Source organism: Altererythrobacter sp., from assembly GCF_050299635.1.
In the GTDB taxonomy this organism is placed as follows: domain Bacteria; phylum Pseudomonadota; class Alphaproteobacteria; order Sphingomonadales; family Sphingomonadaceae; genus Erythrobacter.
On sequence record NZ_JBNKWF010000009.1, the window covers coordinates 25,107 to 44,784 of the forward strand.

Consider the following 19,678-nt stretch of genomic DNA (forward strand, 5'->3'; position numbering starts at 1 on the left):
GCGGCGATGAACAGTCCCGCGCACTCTCATCAGCCAGCTGGCCGTCCTTCGGGCGGGATGGGGCCATGGGTTGACCAATTCCTGCCGGTTGCCGGTCAGACAGGTCGCAACTACCCCCAGACGCTCGTAACCGCCTCCTTCGTGCGCGGTGTTCTGTTCCGCCAGCGCTATCTGATCCTTGCCACGATTGGCGTAGCCCTTCTGGCAGGTCTGATCCTGACGCTGCTGATGACGCCAATCTACCAGGCGGTCGCCACCGTGCGGATCGACCCATATGAGGTCAATATTGTCGAGGGTCAGGATATCGCTCCAGGCCTCGCGACGAACGAGATCAGCCGATACATGGAAACACAGGGCTCGGTGATCGAGAGCAAGAAGATGGCTCGACGCGTCGCCGAAACGCTCGATCTGGCCGACAATACCGCATTCCTGGGCCCGGATACGATGGATTCGCGACCAGATGGGGTGGACGACAAGCAGTGGCGAGCCGAGCGGATGCACATGGCAGTGGCCAAGCTGCGAGGCGGCATCACTGTCGATATTCCGCTCGACAACCGGATCGTTCCGATCAGCTTCCGCTCCAGCGACCCGGCAATCGCAGCGCGGATCGCCAATGCCTATGCCGACGCATTCGTGCTGGAGGATCAGCAGCGCAATATCGAGGTCAACCAATATGCGCAGCAATATCTGCAAGAGCAGATCGTGGATGTCCGCGCACGCCTGCAGGACGCCGAGCTGGCCGCCAATGCCTATGCCAAAAGGAGCGGCATCGTCCGCCAGTCGAGCGGTGAAAACGCCGGTTCCTTCTTTGGTACGCCATCGTCTGCCCCAACGATAACCGGAGCAAACCTGGCGCAGGTGAACCAGACCTACACCGCAGCCAAGGCAGATCGGATAACGGCCGAGCAACGCTGGCGGGCGATCGCCGGAACACCCGCACTGCAACTCAAAGACGTGCAGCAGAGCGAAGTCATTCAGGGCCTGCAAAGGGCCCGTGCCGAACTGGTGAGCGATCTGGCAGACCTGCGCCAGCGCTATGATGACGATTATCCTGCAGTGACCGAAGTGGAAGCGCAGATCGCAAGCCTCGATTCAGAGATTGGACGCACCGCTTCGAACATCAAGGCCAGCATCCACCGCGAATATGAAGTGGCTGCGCGGCAAGAGCAGGCACTTCTCGGTGAACGCAACCGCGTCTCCAATGCGACGCTCAACGAGCAGGATCGCCGCGTGCGATTCAACATTCTGGAGCGCGAAGCCGATGCCTTGCGCAACCAGCTCGCCAGCCTGCTGCAGCGCTTCAACGAGATTGCAACTGCGGCCAATGTGAAGACCGGCACCGTCACCAAGCTCGACAGCGCCGACATTCCCGAAACGCCGGTTTCACCGAACATCCTTCGCAATCTGCTGATCGCATTGATCGGCGGCGTGGGCCTGGCAGGAGGGTTGGCGATCCTGCGTGAAACCTTCGACGAGCGGCTGCGTTCGCTGGAAGAGATCGAGGAACGGCTGGGCTTCCCTCTGCTTGGCCACACGCCTTTCGTGTCTGAAGGTGACATAGCGGAACAGACCGGCAATCGCTTCAGCCCGCTGATGGAAAGCTATTCTTCGATACTGACCGCACTCGATTATTCACTGCCGCGCAACAAGAATGTGCTGCAGTTTACCAGCAGCCAGGCATCGGAAGGCAAGACCACCACGGCTGTCGTGCTCGCCATGTCGCTCGCGCGGCTGGGCCGCAAGACGCTGCTGGTCGATGCAGATTTACGCAGGCCATCGGTCGCGGCGCATCTCGGCCACGCCACTCCCGAACTTGGATTTGCGGAGGTGCTGCTTGGACATGCCGAACAGACCGACGCCTTGCTGCCCGGCACACCGGACAATCTTGACGTCCTTCCAGTTGCCACAACACCGCCCAACCCGGTCGAACTACTGTCCTCGCAGATGATCGAGGATTTCATCGAGCGCAATCGCGGGGAGTATTCGGCGGTTATCTTCGATACTTCGCCAGTAATGGGGATTGCTGATTCGCCTTTGCTGGCGCGGCACGTCGATGCGACCGTCTTCATCGTCGAAGCGAACAGTGTCCAGTTCGGCCAGGCGCGTGCAGCACTCAAGCGGCTGCGCGGCGCAGGCGCAAACATTGCCGGCGTGGTGCTGACCAAATACCGGGCGCTTCAGGCGGGCCAGTCATACGACTACCAATACCGCTACTATCACTACTCGCCAGGCGAGAAGGATTGACCGGTCGGGCGGGAATCGCGCGCGCATGAACCGTCCTGGCATCTGGCATCTGAGCGGCGACTTCCCCGATCCGTTCGATACGGCCAAGACTCAAGCGATCCGGCGGCTGATCGATCTGACGGCAACGCAATTCGAGCACCGGGTCTTCTCGATCAATCGGGTAACGCCCGGAACGGCCGAATTGGCGCACTCGCTTGTATCCGGCGCAGTGGCGATCGAGGAGCGTAAGTTCGAATATGGAGTCGCCTTGCGGTACCAGGCTCCGCCGCGCGGTTTGTTCCATGCGACGTATCTGAAGCGGCTGGGCGATTGGCTGGCTGACCAGGCAGAAGCATACGGCAAGCCCGATCTGATTATCGGTCACAAGCTGACGATCGAAGGCATCGCTGTCGAACGGGCCGCGCGGAAGCTGGGCGTGCCCTACGCGATCGTGATCCAGGGCAATAGTGACGAGAAGATCCTGCGCTATCGGCCTGGATTGCACACTCGGCTGGAGCGCGTGTTCCACCGTGCCGGCGCGATCTTCCCCTTTGCTCCCTGGGCGCTTGCTGCAGCCGAGGAAAAGCTTGGCAAGGCTCGCGCGCCAGTAGAGTTGCTGCCCTGCCCGCTGGCCGAAGGATGGCAGCTCGTGGCTCCGACACCAGGAGGGAGCCAGTTCGCCAGCGCCTTTAACCTCGGCACTTACAAGGAGAAGAACCTGGCCGGCCTTGCCCGCGCGCTTGGCCTCTTGCGAGCTCGAGGTGTGGATGTGCACTGCCGGATCGCAGGCGGGGGGAAGGAGGCTGACCGGCGAGCAACCAAGAGAGCTATCGGCAACGCCACAGGAATCGAATTCCTCGGTCAGCGCGATCAACCTGCCCTGGCGAGGCTATTCAACGAGAGCATTGCGATGGTCCTGCCTTCGCGCCGTGAGAGCTTCGGCCTGGTATTCATCGAAGCGCTCATGTCGGGTTGCCCGATCATCTATCCCGCAGGCGCAGGCGTTGATGGCTATTTCAACGGCAAGAGCTTCGCGCTGCGGGTCGATGCAACGGACCCGCGGAGCATTGCCGATGCGATGGAGCATGCGACCGCAAACCAGGCCGAGATGAAGGCAGCGCTTGCCGAGTGGCAGCAAAGCGATGAAGCCCGCTTCTTCGCGCGCGCAAGCATCGCAGAGATTTTCGCGGCCGGGATCCGCCAAGCAATCGAGCCGAGCTGATCTGCGCGCGCTGCTTCAGTAGCCCGCCAGCCAGGACCCGCGTTCGCGCCAGACTTCGGCGAAACCAGCCTTCGCTGTGCGATAGTGCGGAATGACCGCCAACAGCGAAAATGCCGCCATCCGGTTGGCGGCCCACAGCCATGCGAGCGCAATGCCAAGCGGCCGCAACGCCGGGTGCCAATGGTCTCGGATGAGCGTGCTCCTTGCGCGCATCACGGAGATTTTCTTGCGATATTGCAGCGGGGTCGAGGCGCCGACCAGGTGCATGATCTGTGCATCGGGCGTGATCATCGGGCGATAACCCCGCTTGCGCGCACGCAGGCATAAATCCGCTTCCTCCCCATACATGAAATAGCGCGGATCGAAGCCGCCCAACTCGCGCCACAAATCTGTTCGGATCAGGAAGAAGCAGCCGACAACGATATCGACTTCGCGCTCGCTATCGCGCCGCCAGCAGCCGATTGCTTCCGGGTTGAAGATGCAGGATCGCGGGAACAACCGCGTGAGCCCCACAGCCGAGCAAAACTGGCTCCAAGGGGTTATGCGGTTCCAGCACGACGCCATATTGAGCGAACCATCGGGAAATACGGTTCGCCCGCCAAAGATTCCCGCCCGGGGATTGGCAATTCCGAATGCGACCAGCTTCGCGATCGCCGCGTCCTGGGTTTCCGTATCGGGATTGAGCAGAAGCAGCCATTCGCTTTTTACCCGCTCCGCCACCGCATTATTCGCACGGGCAAAACCGATGTTTTCATCATGGGCGACCAGTTCAACTTGCGGAAATTTCTGCGCGATCGCCTCTGCCGATCCATCCTCGGAGGCATTGTCCCACACAATCACGCGCATCGCGATGTCCCCGGCATGCGCGAACAATGTCTCAAGTGCTTTCAGAGTCAGGGCGCAGGTATTGTAGCTCACGATCACGACAGTCACTTCCGCCGAAATGCCGCTCTCTCCTCCAGCTCGCCTGTTCGCAGCGCTAGCCGAGTTCATGCGCGCGCGGATTGCGTAAGCGAAAGGCTTGCGCCCAGGATAACCAGGAACCATGTCAGCAGGCCGCCGACAAAGGCCACGGTAAAGCCGGCAATCACCAGCACGAACAATGCGATCGCAAGGCCGAGCACGGTGCGGCGATCAACCTCTTCCAGCATCGTCGTGCAGCGGCCGAGAGCAAGAATCGCGAAGATCGACACCAGGAACAGCGCGGCTGGCACCGCCAGTCCGTGCCGGATCGCCAGCACCAGCCAATAGCTGTCGACGCTGCTGTTCATCCAGTCGGGCCGTTCATGCACCGCGAAGCCGATGCCGAAGACCGGAAATTTCTCCACCGACTGCACGCCAAATCGCCAGATCAACAGCCGATAGTATCCCGTCTGCGGGTTGAGCGTCATGCGGATAAGAATCGAGATGATCCCGTTCTGCGATGCAATATGGATGAAGAGCGCGGACAGTGCGGCAAATGTCGCCAGCAGCCGCCAGTTGAGGAAGCTGACCGCTCGCTGGATCCAATCGTAGGCGATAAGTCCGATCGAAAGCACTACGCCGAGGATCGCAGCCGAGCTGAGTGTGAAGAGCGAAAAGACCGCCGTCGCGACCCCCAATTTTCCGGGCCAGCGGCGCAGTCCGGACAAGGCGTAGAGCGGAAGCAGGCTGGCAAGGAACAGACCCGCGAAGATCGAATGGGCGAAGGGTCCCGAGGCTCGCAACAGGCCGAAGCGGTAATTGGCGATATTGGCCTTCTCGCCCACTGCAACGCCCCCTTCATAGAGCGGCAAGTCCCCGAAGATACTTGCGGCGATGGGTCGCACGATCGGATGCCCGGCAAGCACTTCCACCAGCAGGCTGAATCCGGCGAAGAAGGCGCCGGGTGCCAGGATGACAAGGAGTCGGCGCAGATCGTCAATATCGCGAATGCATAGCCGCGCGAGCATGTAAGGGCCGAGGAGGTCGAGCACCAGGGCCCCTCCACGCAGCACGCCATCGCCCACGCCATAGACGAAGATGAAGGACACCATCATCCAGCCTGCTGCAAAGAACACCAGCCCATCAGCCGGACGGATCCGAAACTGCCCCAACAGGAGGCTGCGCGCGATCCAGGGAGTGACCAGAAATACTGCGGCCCGGCTGGGATAGATCACCTGCTCGCTTATGACGATGCGCATTTCCTGCGGCAGGAAGATTGAATAGACCAGCAGGACAAGGGGAAGAAGTCTGCGCAGCGATTGAAGGTCGCCACCAGCAAAGGCTTCGGCTTCCGGGGCCTCGGCGCCTGGCTGATCCTGAGCCGGAGCGGCTATCGACGCCATCCTTCGTGTCCTCCTCGCACAGATGAATTAGGCATATTGCCGGGTCTGCCGCAAGCAGCCCCCCTCACGGTTCTGGGCAAGAATCCATTTTCCTACAGGTAAATGCACGTGATAGCCGATGTTCCTCATTTGTTCCAACAAGAGGAAACCCCATGCCCAAGGATAATTTCCAGTCTTCATCCGACAGCCTGATCTCTCCGGCCCAGATCTGCTTCGCCGTTACGCCGGACGATGCACAGGATCTCGCAATGGTGACCAAGGCGATTTACATCGGACTGGGCGGCGACGTGACCTTGCGGTCTGTCGACAACACTGACGATGTGACTTTTGCAAATGTGCCGACCGGCGCGATTCTGGATGTCCGCGTCAGCGCCGTCCGCGCGACCGGGACGACCGCCAGCAATATCGTGGGCCTGGCCTGATGGGTCGCTTTGGAACCGGCTTTCCTGCGGGCCGCCGTCGCAGGATACTGGATGGATCAACTCCCCCACCGCCACCTCCTCCACCGGGCGTATCGGAAATCAGCCCGGCGCTCGCCTGGGATGGCACCGCAGGATCGGGCTTTGCATCGCTTCCCGCCGATCCAACGCGCGTTACCGCCAAGCCTGCGCTGCGCCTGATCGTGCCGCCGCGCCAGACCTTCACCGATACGCTGCTCATCGGAGTCTATGCCGGGGCGAACAATGCCGGTTCGCTCTATACCAACATGGGACTCAGCTTCGTGCGGGTGCATTACGAGGGCACCAGCCATGATATCGCGGCACCGAGCTATCAGAGTTTCGCCGATGCCAATGGAAACATTGTCAGCTATTTCGGCTGGTGGGCCAAACTGAAGCACAATGGCACGAACGGCGTTTCGCAGGTCTATTTCGAAGCCGTACCTTCGGATGCGACCATGCAGTCTCGGGTCGCCGGTCCCTACACATTCTTCCCTGCCGCTGCCCTGCATGACCTCGAGCTCGAAGTGGCACCGTCGCAAGCACAGATCACCGGGCAGCGCTATCAAACGCTTCGGGCTGCACGCGACTATGCGCGCTCGCAAGGCGCCAACCACCCGCGTATCACCATCACCGAGGGTGGAGACCTGGTATTCGGCGACACTGTCGCCTCCTATGTCGGTCAAGGCTATCTGACCTATGAAGCAAGCGTTCCCGTCACGCTCACGCTGGATGCCGCAACCGTGGCCACGGGGACGAGAGCCGACGCGCGCTTCCGCAGCAAATACGGCCGACAGCACTTCAAGGGCGCGAATATCACGCTCGATTTCAAACATGCGCTGGAAATCTACAACGAAAGCGGACTGGGTAGCCCGCCCGACTGGTTCGACGGGATTAACATCACCAATCCCAATGGCCGCTACGACCTATGGCGCGGCTACCCCCGCAGCCGCAAGCTCTCTACCCTGATCCGCGGCAGGCCGTGGCTGACCGAGTGCAGCTTTTCGAACGTCCCCTATAACGGCACCAGCGCCTCGCTGACGCGCGGTTGCACGGTCAGCCAGGGATGGCAGGAGATTGCAACCGATTGCGACTGCGCCCTCGGCAATGTGATCAATGACTTCAACTCGGGCGACTATATCGCCGCCGTTAATGCGATGCAGGTCAGCTATGCCGGTGCTGGTGCCACCGCGACACTGTCGTGCAGTGGCGACTGGAACAGCACTTCGCGCACGTTCACCGCCAAGGTTGACGGCAGTGAGGTCGGGACTTTCACGGTCAACGATAGCGACGCCGACTATCTGGCGGGGACCAACTACACAGTCCAGAATGTCGTCGACTGGATCAACGGCTTGAGCGGATGGAGCGCCACGCTGCTCGACAATTCGCGCTTCGCCACTGCGATCTCCATTCCGGGCGGCAATGCCGGTGCATTCACCGACATCGACGTGATGAGCGCCGCATTCACCTTCGTGACCGAGTTCGACATCCATCCGGATTTCTACCAGGTCACCCATGTCGGCAAGGAAAACGGCGTGCTGGCGGACAATGTTGGCGGCGGGATCGTGGCCCAGAGCCTGTTCATGAAAGATGGACCCTCGAGCGATTTCCTGGTGCTCAACAATGTCTTCGATAACACCAATTCGACCCAGTATTTGAGCCAGCTTGGCGACGATCACAGCCATGTGGTCATCGCGCACAATAGCTGGACGCGGCAGGACTTCTGGCTGCGGGTCAACGTGCTCGGCTACAATCCGGATTCCTACTGCCTTGTCGCGAACAACACCGCGCCCCTGTTGTTCTGGGAGGACGCGGCTGACGGCGAAGTGACGATCGCCGCCAACCACTTCCACGCCGGGGCCAGCGACCCTGTGGGCGCAACGGGTTCGAGCTTCGGTGGCGACGAGGATACGCTGTTCGCAAACATTGCGGGCGGCGATTACGCACCTGCAGGCGCACTGCTGACCAACCTCAAGAGCCCGGTCCTGCGCTATGATCTTGCAGGCGCGCAGCGAGGTGCGTCGGCACCCGCGGGCGCGCTCGCCTGATCGGCGGGATGGCAATGAAGGCGGGCAGTCGGGACCGTGCAAAGTCCCGCTGCCCGCTCTTGCTTCCGCGCCATCCGCTTCCATAAGGTGAGGGGTCTGCACGTCGCTCACCCTGCACGGAAACCAGCCGATGGCCGCCACCAATTGCGAAGTCTCCATCGCTGCGCATTACGTGCCCGAAAGGGTGCCTTTCCTTGTGCAGGCGCTCGAAGCGATCGGCCAGTGGCAGGAGCATTCCGCCAGCGTGACGATCGTGACCAACGACATGGCGCTGGCGGAAGAAGCGGAGATTGCGCGCGTCGTTGCAGAGCTGGAAACGCGCGGACACAGCGCGCGCTTCGACCGGACGCACGGGTTGGCCCATCCCTTCCATCTTACATGGTGGCACAAGGCCCATCTGCGCGAATGGTTTGAGCGCGACGGGCCAGCCGACGACCTGTTCCTCTATATCGAGGACGACATAGCAGTGACCGAAGCGAATCTGCACTATTTCCGTCGCTTCCTTCCTGCCGCCAAACAGGCGGGCTGCATCCCGGGCCTGCTATGTTACGAAATCGCGCCCTGGGACGAGCGCTACTCGACCGGATTTCGCGGCCCTCAGATCGTCCGAGAAGGCGAGTGCCTTGCGCTGGAGGGCCAGCGCTTCGTCTCACCCGCATTTCCCTATTGGCCCGGCTTCATCCTCGACCGCGAGCTCTGCGCGCAATATCTCGCTTCGCCCTGGTCCGACATTGAACAGGCAGAGCGCATGCCGCAATCCGCACGCCATACCTGCCGCGTCCAATCGGCATGGGCACTGACCTACGACAATGTCCCTAAGGGCCTGCATTCGCGCTACGTCCTGCCTGTCGATGCCAGGCTCAACCCGCTGCCGGAAAGCTGCGTGCTGCACACCGCCGGGAATTATTCGGTAACGCGGCGATACAGCTTCGGCACCGTCCGACTGCGCGACGTTTTTCTGCCGATGGGCATAACGTCCAGTTTGCGCCAGGGATGGTGGAACGCGCGTGCGCTGATGCGCAGGATTGCGGACAAGCTCCGTCGCACTTTCTCTTCCGCCGGGTGACGTGATGGGCCGGCTGACACGCATGATCGAGCTGGCGAAGTTACTCTACCTCCAGCGGGTGACGGGATTTGAAGTCGACGACGTACCAATGCTTGACGATGAGGCCGGGCGCTGGTTCACCGACCGGATCGGCCAATGCGCGAGCTATCTCGAGTTCGGAGCAGGCGGAACGACACGGCTTGCGGCGCGCCTGCAGGTGCCGACGATCTCGGTCGAGAGCGACCGCTATTTTGCCGCCGCAGTGCGCAAGGGGCTCGCACCAGGGCACACGGTCACGCTGATCGATGCCGATATCGGGCTAACGACCAATTGGGGCATTCCCGTCCCGGGCACGCCCAATACCCGGCGCGTGAAACGCTGGCGGCGCTATGTCGACCTGCCCTTCGCCACTCTAGAACGTATCGGGCAGCCTTTCCCCGATTTGGTGCTGGTCGATGGCAGATTCCGCCGTGCCTGCGCCTTGCAGGTCGCTTATAAGGCAGCAAGAGCCAGGGCGCAGTGCGATCTTCTGTTTGATGACTATTACCGCGAAGAACGCACCCACTATTCGGCAATCGAGAGCTTTCTGGGGGAGCCGGAACCGCTGGGCCGGGCGGGATTGTTCCGCATTTCGCCGGATCGGCAGGTCTGCGAAACGGATATTGCCGAAGCGATGCGGGACTTCCGCTAGAGCCAGTTCAACTGGGGTGACGAGCAACCAGTTGCCGCATTTCGTGCAATAGCGGGTGACGCAGCAAGGCCAAGGCCGCCAGCCACACCACCCCTGCGACCGGCACCAAGGCTCCAAGCATTGCGAGCCGCGACATTCCGCCGGACAGTGCGCCAAGCGCCAGATGTGCCGCCAGCGCCACCAACAGCGCGGCAGCGGCGCTCTTCCACACCGCTCTGGCAAAGGCGCCGTATGTCATACCGAAGGACCGCTGAAGCAGGTGCTGGTTCACAAAGAAACTCACCACCAGCATCGCCAGCAGGCCCAGCGCGACCGCAGTGGTGCTGATGGTAACGGTAAGACCGAGGATCACGAAACGCAGCAGGGTCAGCCCGGCCTCTCGCCTGAACACCAGCCGTGCTTCTCCCGCCGCTGCATGAAGCTGTTGCGACAGAGCGGTGGCGGCATGCACGATCCCGCCCAGGGCGAGGATCTGACCCAGCAAGATGGATTTGCCCCATTGCGGGCCGAACAGTCCGAGGATTACCGGATCGGCCAGCACCGCGAAACAGGCCAGCGCCGGCCAGACCACACCCGTCATCAAGGCAATCGTGCGCAGATAATCGCGCCTCATCGCCACGCGATCGCCGTTCGCCCCGGCGAACCCCGTCAGCACGATTGGATGGATCGCCTGTTCGATGCCCGATCGCAGCGTACGCACCAGCCGGTTGGCGCGGTTGAAGAAGGCGGTCCAGGCAAGCCCCTGGAACGTGCCGATCATCAGCGGTTCGATCGTGCCGCCCAATCCGCCGAACAGCTGCGCACCGCCGAATTGCGAACAGAAGCGGAAGACCTCCGCGGAGCCGCGCCTGCTCGGCATGACAAAGCGCAGATCACGCCCGATCATGCCGAGCGAGGCTAGTTCGCAGGCGAACTCAGCAAAGGCGCCCCAGGCCAGCGCCTCCGCCCCATAACCGCGCGCGATCAGGCCTAGCGTGACCGCCACTTTCAGCAGCACGGCTCCCAGCTTGACCTGAGCGATCGCACCATAGCGATAGGCCTTGGCCAGCACCGCCTCTGCGGTCTGAGCCCATGGCCGGGCCAGTAGCCCCAGCCCCATGATCGCCAGGCAATTGCCGACTGCGGGGGAGTCATAGGCCGAACGCAAGACCAGCGCGAGCAGCAGACAGGCCACCACCGCCGCTAGCGTATTGGCGAGCGCCACGAAGCGCGCCGGGCCCAGCACCTCGGCATCGATCCGGTCTTGCATCAACAGATAGCTCTTGAGCTGGAGATCGCGCAGCGGTTCGATCAACATCAGCACGGCGAAGGCCATGACATAGGCGCCGATCACATCAGGCGGCAGAATCCGCGAGACGACAACGACCAGCGCCAGAGAGATCGCCAGCGAACCGAAATTGGCCAGGCTCGACTGGATGACGGACTTACCGACTCTAGCCATGTTTGGATGCCCTACTCGGCACGATGCGCCACCACGGTCAGGAACTCGGGGCCGTGAAAATCGTCGGAAGCGGGGCGGCACGGTACGATGCCGGGGTTTGCTTGAATCGCCGTGCGTGCCTGCCGCGCCATGTCATCACCCACGGATGAGCGATCATGCCATTCGATACGGTTGAACCCTGCATCATGCAGCGCGCGAGACAAGGCCGCGCGGCTGGGCAGGCAGAAGTGACGCGGCGCTTCGAGCCCGCGCCAGAAGCGCCCGAACTCTCTCAAACCGGCGGCCTGAGCATTGGGCGTTTCCAGATAGAGCCGCCCGCCGGGGCGCAACCATGCTGCGAAACGCGCGAGCAAACGCGCCGGATCGGGCACATGCTCGATCACATGATTGGCGGTGATGCAGTCGAAACCCTCAACGAAATCGGCCTCATCCACATCCGCCGCGTTCCTGACCTCAAGCCCGCGACCCGCAGCAGTCGCCACAGCTCGCTCGTCGAAATCCACACCGCAAACATCATGACCGAGCCCCGCCGCCCGGAGCATGAAATCGCCATTGCCGCAGCCATAGTCGAGCACTCTGGCAGGAGCGGGCGGGAGGAAGCGGTACCAGCAATCCAGCTCGAGCTTTCGCTCCGAGAACAGGCTTACGGCGGTCCGCGCTGCAAACGAAGCGAGACTGGCGGAACCTCCATAGGTTCCCTGCACATAGCCCCGCGAGCAGGCACGCCAGATACGGGCTGCGATGCCCCTCTTGCTCGGCGCGGCAGCGTCACTGGCGCCATGCGTGTAGTAGCCCGCATAGGCCTTGCCCACATGCTCTGCCGTGGGGCGCCGCAACAGTACCAGCGATGCGCAATCGCTGCAGCGCGCGAATGCAAACGCGCCGGGCACAGCTTCAAGAGACCAGTCCTGAACTCCATCGAGGAATGGCTGGAGATTGGCCGATCCGCATAGCGGACAGGCCTCGACCGTCTCGAACCAGACCTCGGGCCACGACTTCTGCGTCGCGCGGCTGGCCATCACGATCCACCCAGCCAATCGACCAGCGCGATGCGCTCTGCATTTGCCGCCTGCAGGGCCGGATCGGATGCAGAGCGACGGTAGCGCCCGCCTTTCTCCGCCAACCACGCCAGATAGCCAAGCCAGCGCAACACGCTCGTCGGCGGATGGCCAGACAGTCGCGCCAGCTCATGCGGATTGGGCCGCAACATCCGCTTGATCGCGACGGATGCCGAGCCTTCACCTTCAGCCCGCTGCGCCTGCCTGTGCAGCAATTCGTGCTGGCGGTGAGTTTCGTCATCGGCGAGCAAGGCCACAGCAGCGATTTCCACTCGCTCTTGTGATGCAATTCCCAACCCGCCGCGCACCCAGCAAGCACCATATGCACGCGCGAGCGCTGCAATCAGATCGAGCGACCGGCCAAGGTTCAATTGTTCCGCGCGCGCGGCAATCCTGTCCCAGTCAATCCGATGCGCTCTGCCCAGATAATGCAGGTCGGACAGCACCAGCGGTCCATTGGCAAAGGCGTGGTGCAAAGTCGTATGCTCGATCAGGTGGAGCAGATTGGCGGCTGCCGAAGGAACCGCGATGGCCTGGCCGAACAGTTCCATCTGCTCGGCCTCGGCCCACATCTGTTCGAGCAGGAGGTCGCTCTCGTTCCAGTTCCGCGCATTGAGCCCGTGATGCAATTCGATCACCATTCCGCGCTGCCTGTCAACGATTTCGGGCATCTGGTGGCCGTGCTCGACGCCATGGGGCACCGCCCATTTCGCGCGCCGATAGCCGTCGTGCGCGAGTAGTACCCGCTCGCCCTCTTCGACCTGATCGATGGGCAGCAACAGGTCGATATCGCGCAGCGGGCGCAGCTGCGGCTTGGGATAGTCGCGAAAGGCGAGCGATGCCCCCTTCAATGCCAGCACCTTGAGCCCGGCATGCTCGAGAATACGAACGGCCGCCACCAGCCCCTGTGCCTGACTGAGGCTGGCGAGCGAATGCGTCCGCGCCGCTTCCGCGAGCTGGTGCATGAGTGCAGCGGGCACGCTCGTTTCTGCCATTCTCGCCAGATATTCGTGCAATTGAGGGGCGGAACGCGTGCGGCCCGCCAAAGCAGCCAACTCCTCCCAATCACCGGGATTGAGTGCCTGAAGGCGCAAATCGTGATCGGCATCGGGATTGGCAAGAAGCGCAAGCAGCGCTTCGCCCGCATCGGAGATTGTCGAGGCGATCCTCATGCGCCCACCCCGCCTTTGGCTTGCTTCGGTCCCGCCAGCGCAACCAACTGATCCGCAATGGCGAGCAAGGCCCGGTCGTGGCTCAGGATCACCACAGTCATCTGGCCGCGCAGTGCTTCGATCGAAGCCATGATCGCGGCCGAGTTCGGCTCGTCCAGCGCGGAAGTGATCTCGTCAAGGATCAGCAGGCTCGGCTGGCGCACAAGTGCCCGGGCGAGTGCAATGCGCTGGCGCTCTCCACCCGAGAACTGGCGTCCGCTCTCGCCCATGCGCGTTTCCAGCCTGTCAGGCAGATCGCGCACGAACCCGGCCGATGCCGCATCGAGCGCTTGCCACATATTCGCCTCGTCGATTTCATCGCAGCCCCAGGCGAGATTTTCGGCAATCGAGGCGTCGAGCAGGAAGGGTTCCTGTTCGGCATAGGCGACCTGGCGGCGCCAGCGCGCGCGGCCCTCTCCATCCAGCACCGTGCCATCCACCGCGATTTCACCGTGATCGGGGCCAAGCAATCCGCACAGCAGATCGGCCAGGCTGCTCTTGCCCGAGCCCGAAGGCCCGGTGATTGCGACAATACTTCCGGCGGGGATCACAAGATCGAACTGCTCGATCGCCGGGAGATCGCGCGCTTCGTAGCGCAGGCTTACGCCGCGACATTCGATCCCTTCGCGCAGTTCCAGGCGCTCGGTTGTCCTTGGCTGCGGCTCAACATGCCTGCGGGCATCCTCGACCAGCGCGAGCAGACCCGCCAGTGCCGGAAGATTGTAGCGCCAGCTGCGCAGCCCCTGCTGCACATTGCCAATCAGTGGGACAGTGCGGGCGAAGATCGCAACGACCGGCAGAAAAACCGCAAGCGCCAGCCCGAACACCGCCAGCGCGAGATAGACCAAAAGAGCGAGGATCGCGGCGGCGGCAATCTGGAACAGCATCTGGATGCTCTGGCTGACCCGGAAATAGCGCCGTTCGCGCTCCACAAGTTCCTCCGAAGCGCAGGCGAATTGTTCGGCCAATGCGTCCTCCGCATCGGCGATCCGCGCCGCGCGCAAGTGCTGCAACGCGTTCGAAACCACACGCTGTAGCCCGCGATAGGCCGCGGCATAGGCTTCGCCGTCGTCACGGCTGCGTCCTCGCAAGAAGGAGAGTCCGAAGCCTGCAAACAAGGCCAAGGCGAAGATGGCGCTGGTGATCGGCAGCGAGATGAGTGCGGCAGAACCCGTCAGCAGCACTATCGTGACCAGCGCCGTCGCGATCGACAATGCTTGGTTCACAAGCGAGGAGACGCGGTCCGTCTCTCCCATGATGGCCGCCGCGTGATCGGCGCTATTGCGGGTCGCCAGCCAGCGCCACTCGGCATTGAGCACCGCATCATGCGCCATCAGGCGCAGATCCCGCCCCAAATCGAGACTCAGCGCCCGGCGGCTTTCGTTGCTGGCGAAAACGATCAGCGCGCGCAGCCCAACCAGCGCCACGAGTACCGCCAACAACGCCCCCAGCGGCAGCTCCGCGAACGGCGCCAGCCAGGCCGGCTCGACCGGAGCGCCCGCCGGACTGGTCGCAAGCTGGATGATCGGCACCAGCATGATAAGCCCCACGCCCTCGGTCAGGCTCGCAGCGAGCATCAATGCGGCCAGCAGGCCGAGCCGCCCCCAGCCCGCCTGCCGGATCAGGAAGGCCAAAGCCTCGCGGTCGCTGATGCCCTTGCTAGCCATCGTTCCGGCCCTCAGCGAATTGCACGAAACGGGCGAGCGCCAGCCCGCGCGGCACATTGCAGAGATAGCGTAGCCAGCGATAGGGGCGCGTGCCGGACGGATCGAGCGCGTCCTCGATATCCGAGCGAACGCGTTGCAGGTCGAACAGGTGCGAAGCGATCGACCTCGGAGCAATGCGCTCGATCGTCTCCAGCATCCCGCTGCCGTCTCGCCGCAACCTGCCGATGAAGTCTGCCGACTGGACCCCGACCCGCTCGCATTCAGCCACATCTCGCGGGATACGCATGGCCGCCACCTGTCGCGCCAGCCAACGCGAGGTTCCATCGCGCATGAACAGTTCGACCGGCATGGATGCGCAAAGCTCGAACAGCGGCCGGAACGCCAATGGCTCGCGCGTCGGCATGCCATGCAGCAAGCGCAATGCAAGCATGAGTTCCGGCCCTTCGGACAGGGCGGAGCGGATCATGCTGGCCTGCGAAGCCACCGCATCGGCGGATTGGTAGATGCCGGTATCGTGCCCCGCATCGTCAGCGCGTTCCACTGCCCGCGCAACCGCTTCGTTACGGGGATCGAGCGGACACCAGGTTGCGAAGGGCGAGATATGGACGCCTCTCCATTCGTCGATCCGCCGTCGCCAGGTGAATGGTACATGCGGCCAGACCGCCAGTGACACAGCTCGGCGCGCGAAACCTCGGGGATCCCGGCTGGCGCGCAATTCCTTGAGCAAATGCGCCCAGCGCCTTTGCCGCAACCAGGTGGGATATGCGGCCATTCCGTCATAGCTGAAGGCCGCGTCGCCGAAATCGCCGGTGAATAGCGCGTCGCAACCATCATTGGCGGCCCGGCGGTGAATCGCATGGACCCAATGCATATTCATCTCGTTGAAGCTGGGCCAGCTGCCCAGCAGCATCAGCGCGTCGAGATCCTGACCGAATGCGGCCTCACCAGCATTGACGAAATGCGGCTCCAGCGCCGGATATTGCTTGGCAAGCCGCTTCACGCTCTGGGATTCGTCATAATCCATGCGCGGATCGGGATCGGGCAACCAATCCTCGACCGGGACAGCGGTGTAGGAGCGCAATCTGCCGCCGGGAGGCAGTTGTGCGAGCAGCGATCCTGCCACCGATTGCGAATCCACCCCGCCGGAGAGCGAAATGGCGGGCTTTCCGATCCCTTCGAGGTTTGCAGCGACTGCCCGGTCGAGCTGTTCGCTTGCAGCGGCAACATAGTCGCGCGAATCCGCGAACCGCACGGGTTTCAGCCGGTGCAAGTCCCAGAAGCCATGCTCCTGCTGCCCATCGGGCGTGTGGCGTTGCACCGTGCCGCAAGCGACCCGCGCCAGCCCGCGATAATAGCTCTTCGTCCCGTCTCCCAGGTTGAACAACGCCACATCCGCGACCCGGTCAGCATCGATCCGCATCGGAACGCCCGCTGCGAAGATGCTGCGCGGCAGCGAGGCCGCGATAAGACGCGAACCGCTCCGCCAGACATGCAGCGGCGGGGCATTGAGCGGAGAGCGAGCCAGCCGCACTTCGCGCCGATCGGGGCACCAGCGGATGGCGGCATATTCGCCGACCACCGCATCGTCGCAAACCTCGCCCAATATCCGGCATGCCGACGCGTAAAGCGCAGCGTCGCTCTCCGGCACTTCGATCCCCAAGCGGCGAGCGAGATCTCCACGCTCCATGATCTGTCCGGCGAAGAGGGTGTAGGCGCCACTTTCATCGGGCCGCAAATCGAGGGGCAGATTTCGGGGCGAGCGCGTACCGGGCACAGCGTCCGCCCGCATCGCCAGCCCGGCAGAAGGAACCGAACCCTGGCGGATATCGCCCGCCAGGCCCAGCTTCAGACTGGCAACGACCCGCTCCCAATCGCCGGCGAACCATTGCCCCCCTTCAAGGTCGATTGCAGCACAGATCAGCAGGCTGCGATCCATCTTACCAGGCACTGGCGGCGCGATCTGCCCTTTCCCGCCCGTTCTGCGCAAAGATCATGACGGGCCGGTATTCGCTCCGTTCGCAATGGCCGATCAGCATTCCACCGTCATTTTCGACCCAGGCATGATAGGCATGGCGCGAGGAACGATCGCTGCGGTGGATCGCCAGAACGAGCTGCGATTCAATGCCCGTGAGCCGGAGGCTCCATTGCAGTGCGATTGCCCGTGGCAGACATTTGCTTTCCCCCGGCAGGCGCAGTGTCGCACGCTCAATCCGGCTCGCCATCGCCTGCGCAAGCTCCAGCTTGCAGGAAGGGCCAAGATCCGCGCCCATTTGAGAACCGTCCCGCATCTCGCCCAGCGAAGCGCGGAACAGCTTGAGAGGAACAAACCGCACCACCAGCCGCGCCAGCAACAGCAGCACCATTGCCCTTGCCGTAGCCAGCCGCTTTTGCGACAGACCAGCACCGCCCGCATTCATGCGCAGGGGTCTCATTCAGCAATACTCGGCCAGTCCCGCCTCGACCAATTGGTCTGTAAAGGCGAGCACCGAGCGCAAGCATTCCTCTGGCGCCACTTCGTAATCGTTCCGCAACCCCTGGACGATGTCCTCAATCGCCGGGCTGCGGTCGATCGCCTGCCAGATCGCTCGCCCCGTATCCTTGGCGGAAAAGAACACCCCGGTGTCGGCGTGGACCAGGATCAGCTCGCCATCGATGTCCGTCGCAAGAAACTTTTGCGGGATCTTCCTGATCTTCACTGGCTGTGCCATCGCCCGGTCGGCTTCTGCAGGAAATGGATCGGAGAGCACAATCAGCTCGCAGGCATATTCTTGCCATTGAACTTGGCGTTGTCGCCAAAGGGATTCTGGTTGCCGGCAATGGAAGTCAAATCCACGGTGAGCCGTTCGAGCTTGGGCTCAACCCAGCTCTTACGCACCGGCTGCGCGTTTTCGCTTGCCTTGACCACTGTCTGCGACCTCGAATTAACTATGTCTCGCGTATATTTCGTGCAGCCCGCCGCATCAAGCTAGGCGGGCGAACTCTCCCCCGCTCGATTGCGCGCACCGCCGCACTCGTGGTCAATCAGGGACGAGATGTCTTCAAGCGATTGAGAGAAGGCACCAGCATCGAGGGGTCTGCTCAAACGCCAGAACCGCACCGACTGCACCAGTTCGAACATCATGCGGGAATGGAACTGCTCATCGCCCCGCGCCGCATGAATGAAACCGCGATAGAGCGCACCGGGCACGAGCGTGAGCTTTTCCGCTCCAAGAACGGGTGTGAGAGTAGTCTCATCCCCTGCTTCGATGAACACAAGATCCGTCAACGGCAGCGGGCGTGTTTCGCGGACAGCCGGATCGGCATAGGCCTTGCCCGGCAGGCTTGCGATGGGTGAACACTGCACCGCCCCGACCAGATCCGCTGCGTCGTCCCACAGCTTCATGGGCTTGCCATCGGGAAGGCCGAGCAGTCCGTCCGGGCCTTCCGCCAGCACAAGCGTGTCGTCGCAAACATGCGCGAAGCCACGCCACGCCAGCCCGGCGGCAAGCGTGGATTTGCCCGCGCCTGAAGCACCGGTAAATGCGACGACACCCCCATCGTGAGAGACTGCGCTGGCATGGAGCGGCATCATTCCGTTGAGCCATGCCACCGCGCCGAACACTGTGCCCCACAGATAGAGCCGGCATTCGTCGTCCAGTTCGGGACGCGGCAGTTCCCCCAGCACGCTCTGGCCCTTCCGGTAATGGAATTGAACGCCGCCAGGCGTTTCGAGCCAGAAAGCATCACCTGCAAGCGCAAACTTCTCCTTGTCGATCAGCAGGTCTGCATCGCGCGGAGGAACGGCCCCAAAGCGAAGTTTCATCGCCTCGCCCAGCCGCACGAAAGCCTGCAGGCAGGGCGCACCCTCCGTATCGGCCGAAAAGTCGATAATCCGGTCTGTCACTTTCACTCCCGACCCCCGAGGCCCTGAAACTTGCCGGAAGTCCCGATGAACGCTAGATTCGCGCGCAACAGAACGCAAATGAGGGTACGCGCAATGCACAGGCTGGTCGCCCGGACACTGGGAACGGCAATTGCTGCCGGAATTGCGCTTTCACCCATCGCGGCCCAAGCGAACACCCGCGCTGGCGACAATGCCGCGCTCTACGCAGATGCAGCCAGCCAGCAGGCCGGCGCGCAACAGGCCGACGATGGCAACAAGAACAGAAAGAAGCGCGGGCTCGCCTGGTGGTTCGACTCCGATATGGGGCGGCTCCTGCTCGGAGCCACCGGAGTCGCGCTTTTGATAGTGCTCTGGGATGATGGAGATTCGGACGACCAACGTGAATCGCGGGGCGGCTTCCAGTCGAACGGCGCGAATTAGGGTCCGGACCCATTAAGCACACGGCG

18 protein-coding genes are annotated in these 19,678 nt (G+C 62.6%); 7 read left to right on the top strand and 11 right to left on the bottom strand.

What is annotated here, in order from left to right:
• Nucleotides 1–6: 6 nt before the first annotated feature.
• Together ACQY6C_RS06580 and ACQY6C_RS06585 are read left to right on the top strand one after the other, a co-directional pair.
• A complete protein-coding gene (locus ACQY6C_RS06580; RefSeq protein ID WP_427966461.1) occupies nucleotides 7–2,244 on the top strand; it encodes a GumC family protein in 2,238 nt (745 codons plus the stop codon).
• 25 nt (nucleotides 2,245–2,269) lie between these two features.
• Complete coding sequence (locus tag ACQY6C_RS06585; protein WP_427966464.1) at nucleotides 2,270–3,445, top strand: glycosyltransferase; 1,176 nt, start codon at nucleotides 2,270–2,272, stop codon at nucleotides 3,443–3,445.
• Between the two features lie 15 nt (nucleotides 3,446–3,460).
• Here ACQY6C_RS06585 and ACQY6C_RS06590 read toward each other — a convergent pair whose 3' ends face one another.
• Both ACQY6C_RS06590 and ACQY6C_RS06595 read right to left on the bottom strand, forming a co-directional pair.
• Nucleotides 3,461–4,438: a glycosyltransferase family 2 protein gene (locus ACQY6C_RS06590; RefSeq protein WP_427966467.1), complete on the bottom strand. Its 978-nt coding sequence runs from the start codon at nucleotides 4,436–4,438 to the stop codon at nucleotides 3,461–3,463.
• On the bottom strand, nucleotides 4,435–5,751 hold the full coding sequence (locus ACQY6C_RS06595) for a hypothetical protein (protein ID WP_427966470.1): 1,317 nt from the start codon (nucleotides 5,749–5,751) through the stop codon (nucleotides 4,435–4,437). The genes ACQY6C_RS06590 and ACQY6C_RS06595 overlap by 4 nt, the downstream gene beginning before the upstream one ends.
• A 152-nt stretch (nucleotides 5,752–5,903) precedes the next feature.
• Between ACQY6C_RS06595 and ACQY6C_RS06600 the strand changes: the two genes are divergently transcribed.
• From ACQY6C_RS06600 to ACQY6C_RS06615, 4 genes are all read left to right on the top strand, one after another.
• The gene (locus ACQY6C_RS06600) at nucleotides 5,904–6,173 is read left to right on the top strand and encodes a spike base protein, RCAP_Rcc01079 family (RefSeq protein WP_427966473.1); all 270 of its coding nucleotides are present in this window, start codon (nucleotides 5,904–5,906) and stop codon (nucleotides 6,171–6,173) included.
• A complete protein-coding gene (locus ACQY6C_RS06605; RefSeq protein WP_427966476.1) occupies nucleotides 6,173–8,236 on the top strand; it encodes a hypothetical protein in 2,064 nt (687 codons plus the stop codon). The genes ACQY6C_RS06600 and ACQY6C_RS06605 overlap by 1 nt, the downstream gene beginning before the upstream one ends.
• Before the next feature lie 130 nt (nucleotides 8,237–8,366).
• Nucleotides 8,367–9,302, top strand: coding sequence for a hypothetical protein (locus ACQY6C_RS06610; protein ID WP_427966479.1), 936 nt, complete (start codon nucleotides 8,367–8,369; stop codon nucleotides 9,300–9,302).
• Between the two features lie 4 nt (nucleotides 9,303–9,306).
• A complete protein-coding gene (locus ACQY6C_RS06615) occupies nucleotides 9,307–9,972 on the top strand; it encodes a hypothetical protein (protein ID WP_427966482.1) in 666 nt (221 codons plus the stop codon).
• Nucleotides 9,973–9,979: 7 nt separating this feature from the next.
• Here the strand turns inward: ACQY6C_RS06615 and ACQY6C_RS06620 are convergent, their stop codons facing one another.
• From ACQY6C_RS06620 to ACQY6C_RS06660, 9 genes are read right to left on the bottom strand one after another with little or no spacing between them, the layout of a single operon-like run.
• Nucleotides 9,980–11,413, bottom strand: coding sequence for an oligosaccharide flippase family protein (locus ACQY6C_RS06620; protein ID WP_427966484.1), 1,434 nt, complete (start codon nucleotides 11,411–11,413; stop codon nucleotides 9,980–9,982).
• A gap of 11 nt (nucleotides 11,414–11,424) precedes the next feature.
• Nucleotides 11,425–12,432, bottom strand: a complete 1,008-nt coding sequence (locus ACQY6C_RS06625; protein WP_427966487.1) for a methyltransferase domain-containing protein — start codon at nucleotides 12,430–12,432, stop codon at nucleotides 11,425–11,427.
• Nucleotides 12,432–13,643: a nucleotidyltransferase domain-containing protein gene (locus ACQY6C_RS06630; protein WP_427966489.1), complete on the bottom strand. Its 1,212-nt coding sequence runs from the start codon at nucleotides 13,641–13,643 to the stop codon at nucleotides 12,432–12,434. Before ACQY6C_RS06630 ends, ACQY6C_RS06625 begins: the two co-directional genes overlap by 1 nt.
• Complete coding sequence (locus tag ACQY6C_RS06635) at nucleotides 13,640–15,349, bottom strand: ATP-binding cassette domain-containing protein (RefSeq protein WP_427966492.1); 1,710 nt, start codon at nucleotides 15,347–15,349, stop codon at nucleotides 13,640–13,642. The genes ACQY6C_RS06630 and ACQY6C_RS06635 overlap by 4 nt, the downstream gene beginning before the upstream one ends.
• Nucleotides 15,342–17,297 carry an asparagine synthase-related protein gene (locus ACQY6C_RS06640; protein ID WP_427966494.1) on the bottom strand — a complete coding sequence of 652 codons (1,956 nt, stop codon included), beginning with the start codon at nucleotides 17,295–17,297 and terminating at the stop codon, nucleotides 15,342–15,344. Before ACQY6C_RS06640 ends, ACQY6C_RS06635 begins: the two co-directional genes overlap by 8 nt.
• The gene (locus ACQY6C_RS06645; RefSeq protein ID WP_427966497.1) at nucleotides 17,287–17,781 is read right to left on the bottom strand and encodes a lasso peptide biosynthesis B2 protein; all 495 of its coding nucleotides are present in this window, start codon (nucleotides 17,779–17,781) and stop codon (nucleotides 17,287–17,289) included. Before ACQY6C_RS06645 ends, ACQY6C_RS06640 begins: the two co-directional genes overlap by 11 nt.
• Nucleotides 17,782–18,057, bottom strand: coding sequence for a PqqD family protein (locus ACQY6C_RS06650; RefSeq protein ID WP_427966499.1), 276 nt, complete (start codon nucleotides 18,055–18,057; stop codon nucleotides 17,782–17,784).
• A gap of 41 nt (nucleotides 18,058–18,098) precedes the next feature.
• Nucleotides 18,099–18,254, bottom strand: a complete 156-nt coding sequence (locus tag ACQY6C_RS06655) for a hypothetical protein (protein ID WP_427966502.1) — start codon at nucleotides 18,252–18,254, stop codon at nucleotides 18,099–18,101.
• Between the two features lie 60 nt (nucleotides 18,255–18,314).
• Complete coding sequence (locus ACQY6C_RS06660; protein WP_427966504.1) at nucleotides 18,315–19,232, bottom strand: hypothetical protein; 918 nt, start codon at nucleotides 19,230–19,232, stop codon at nucleotides 18,315–18,317.
• A 78-nt stretch (nucleotides 19,233–19,310) separates the two neighbouring features.
• Between ACQY6C_RS06660 and ACQY6C_RS06665 the strand changes: the two genes are divergently transcribed.
• Nucleotides 19,311–19,652: a hypothetical protein gene (locus ACQY6C_RS06665; protein ID WP_427966507.1), complete on the top strand. Its 342-nt coding sequence runs from the start codon at nucleotides 19,311–19,313 to the stop codon at nucleotides 19,650–19,652.
• Nucleotides 19,653–19,678: the final 26 nt, after the last annotated feature.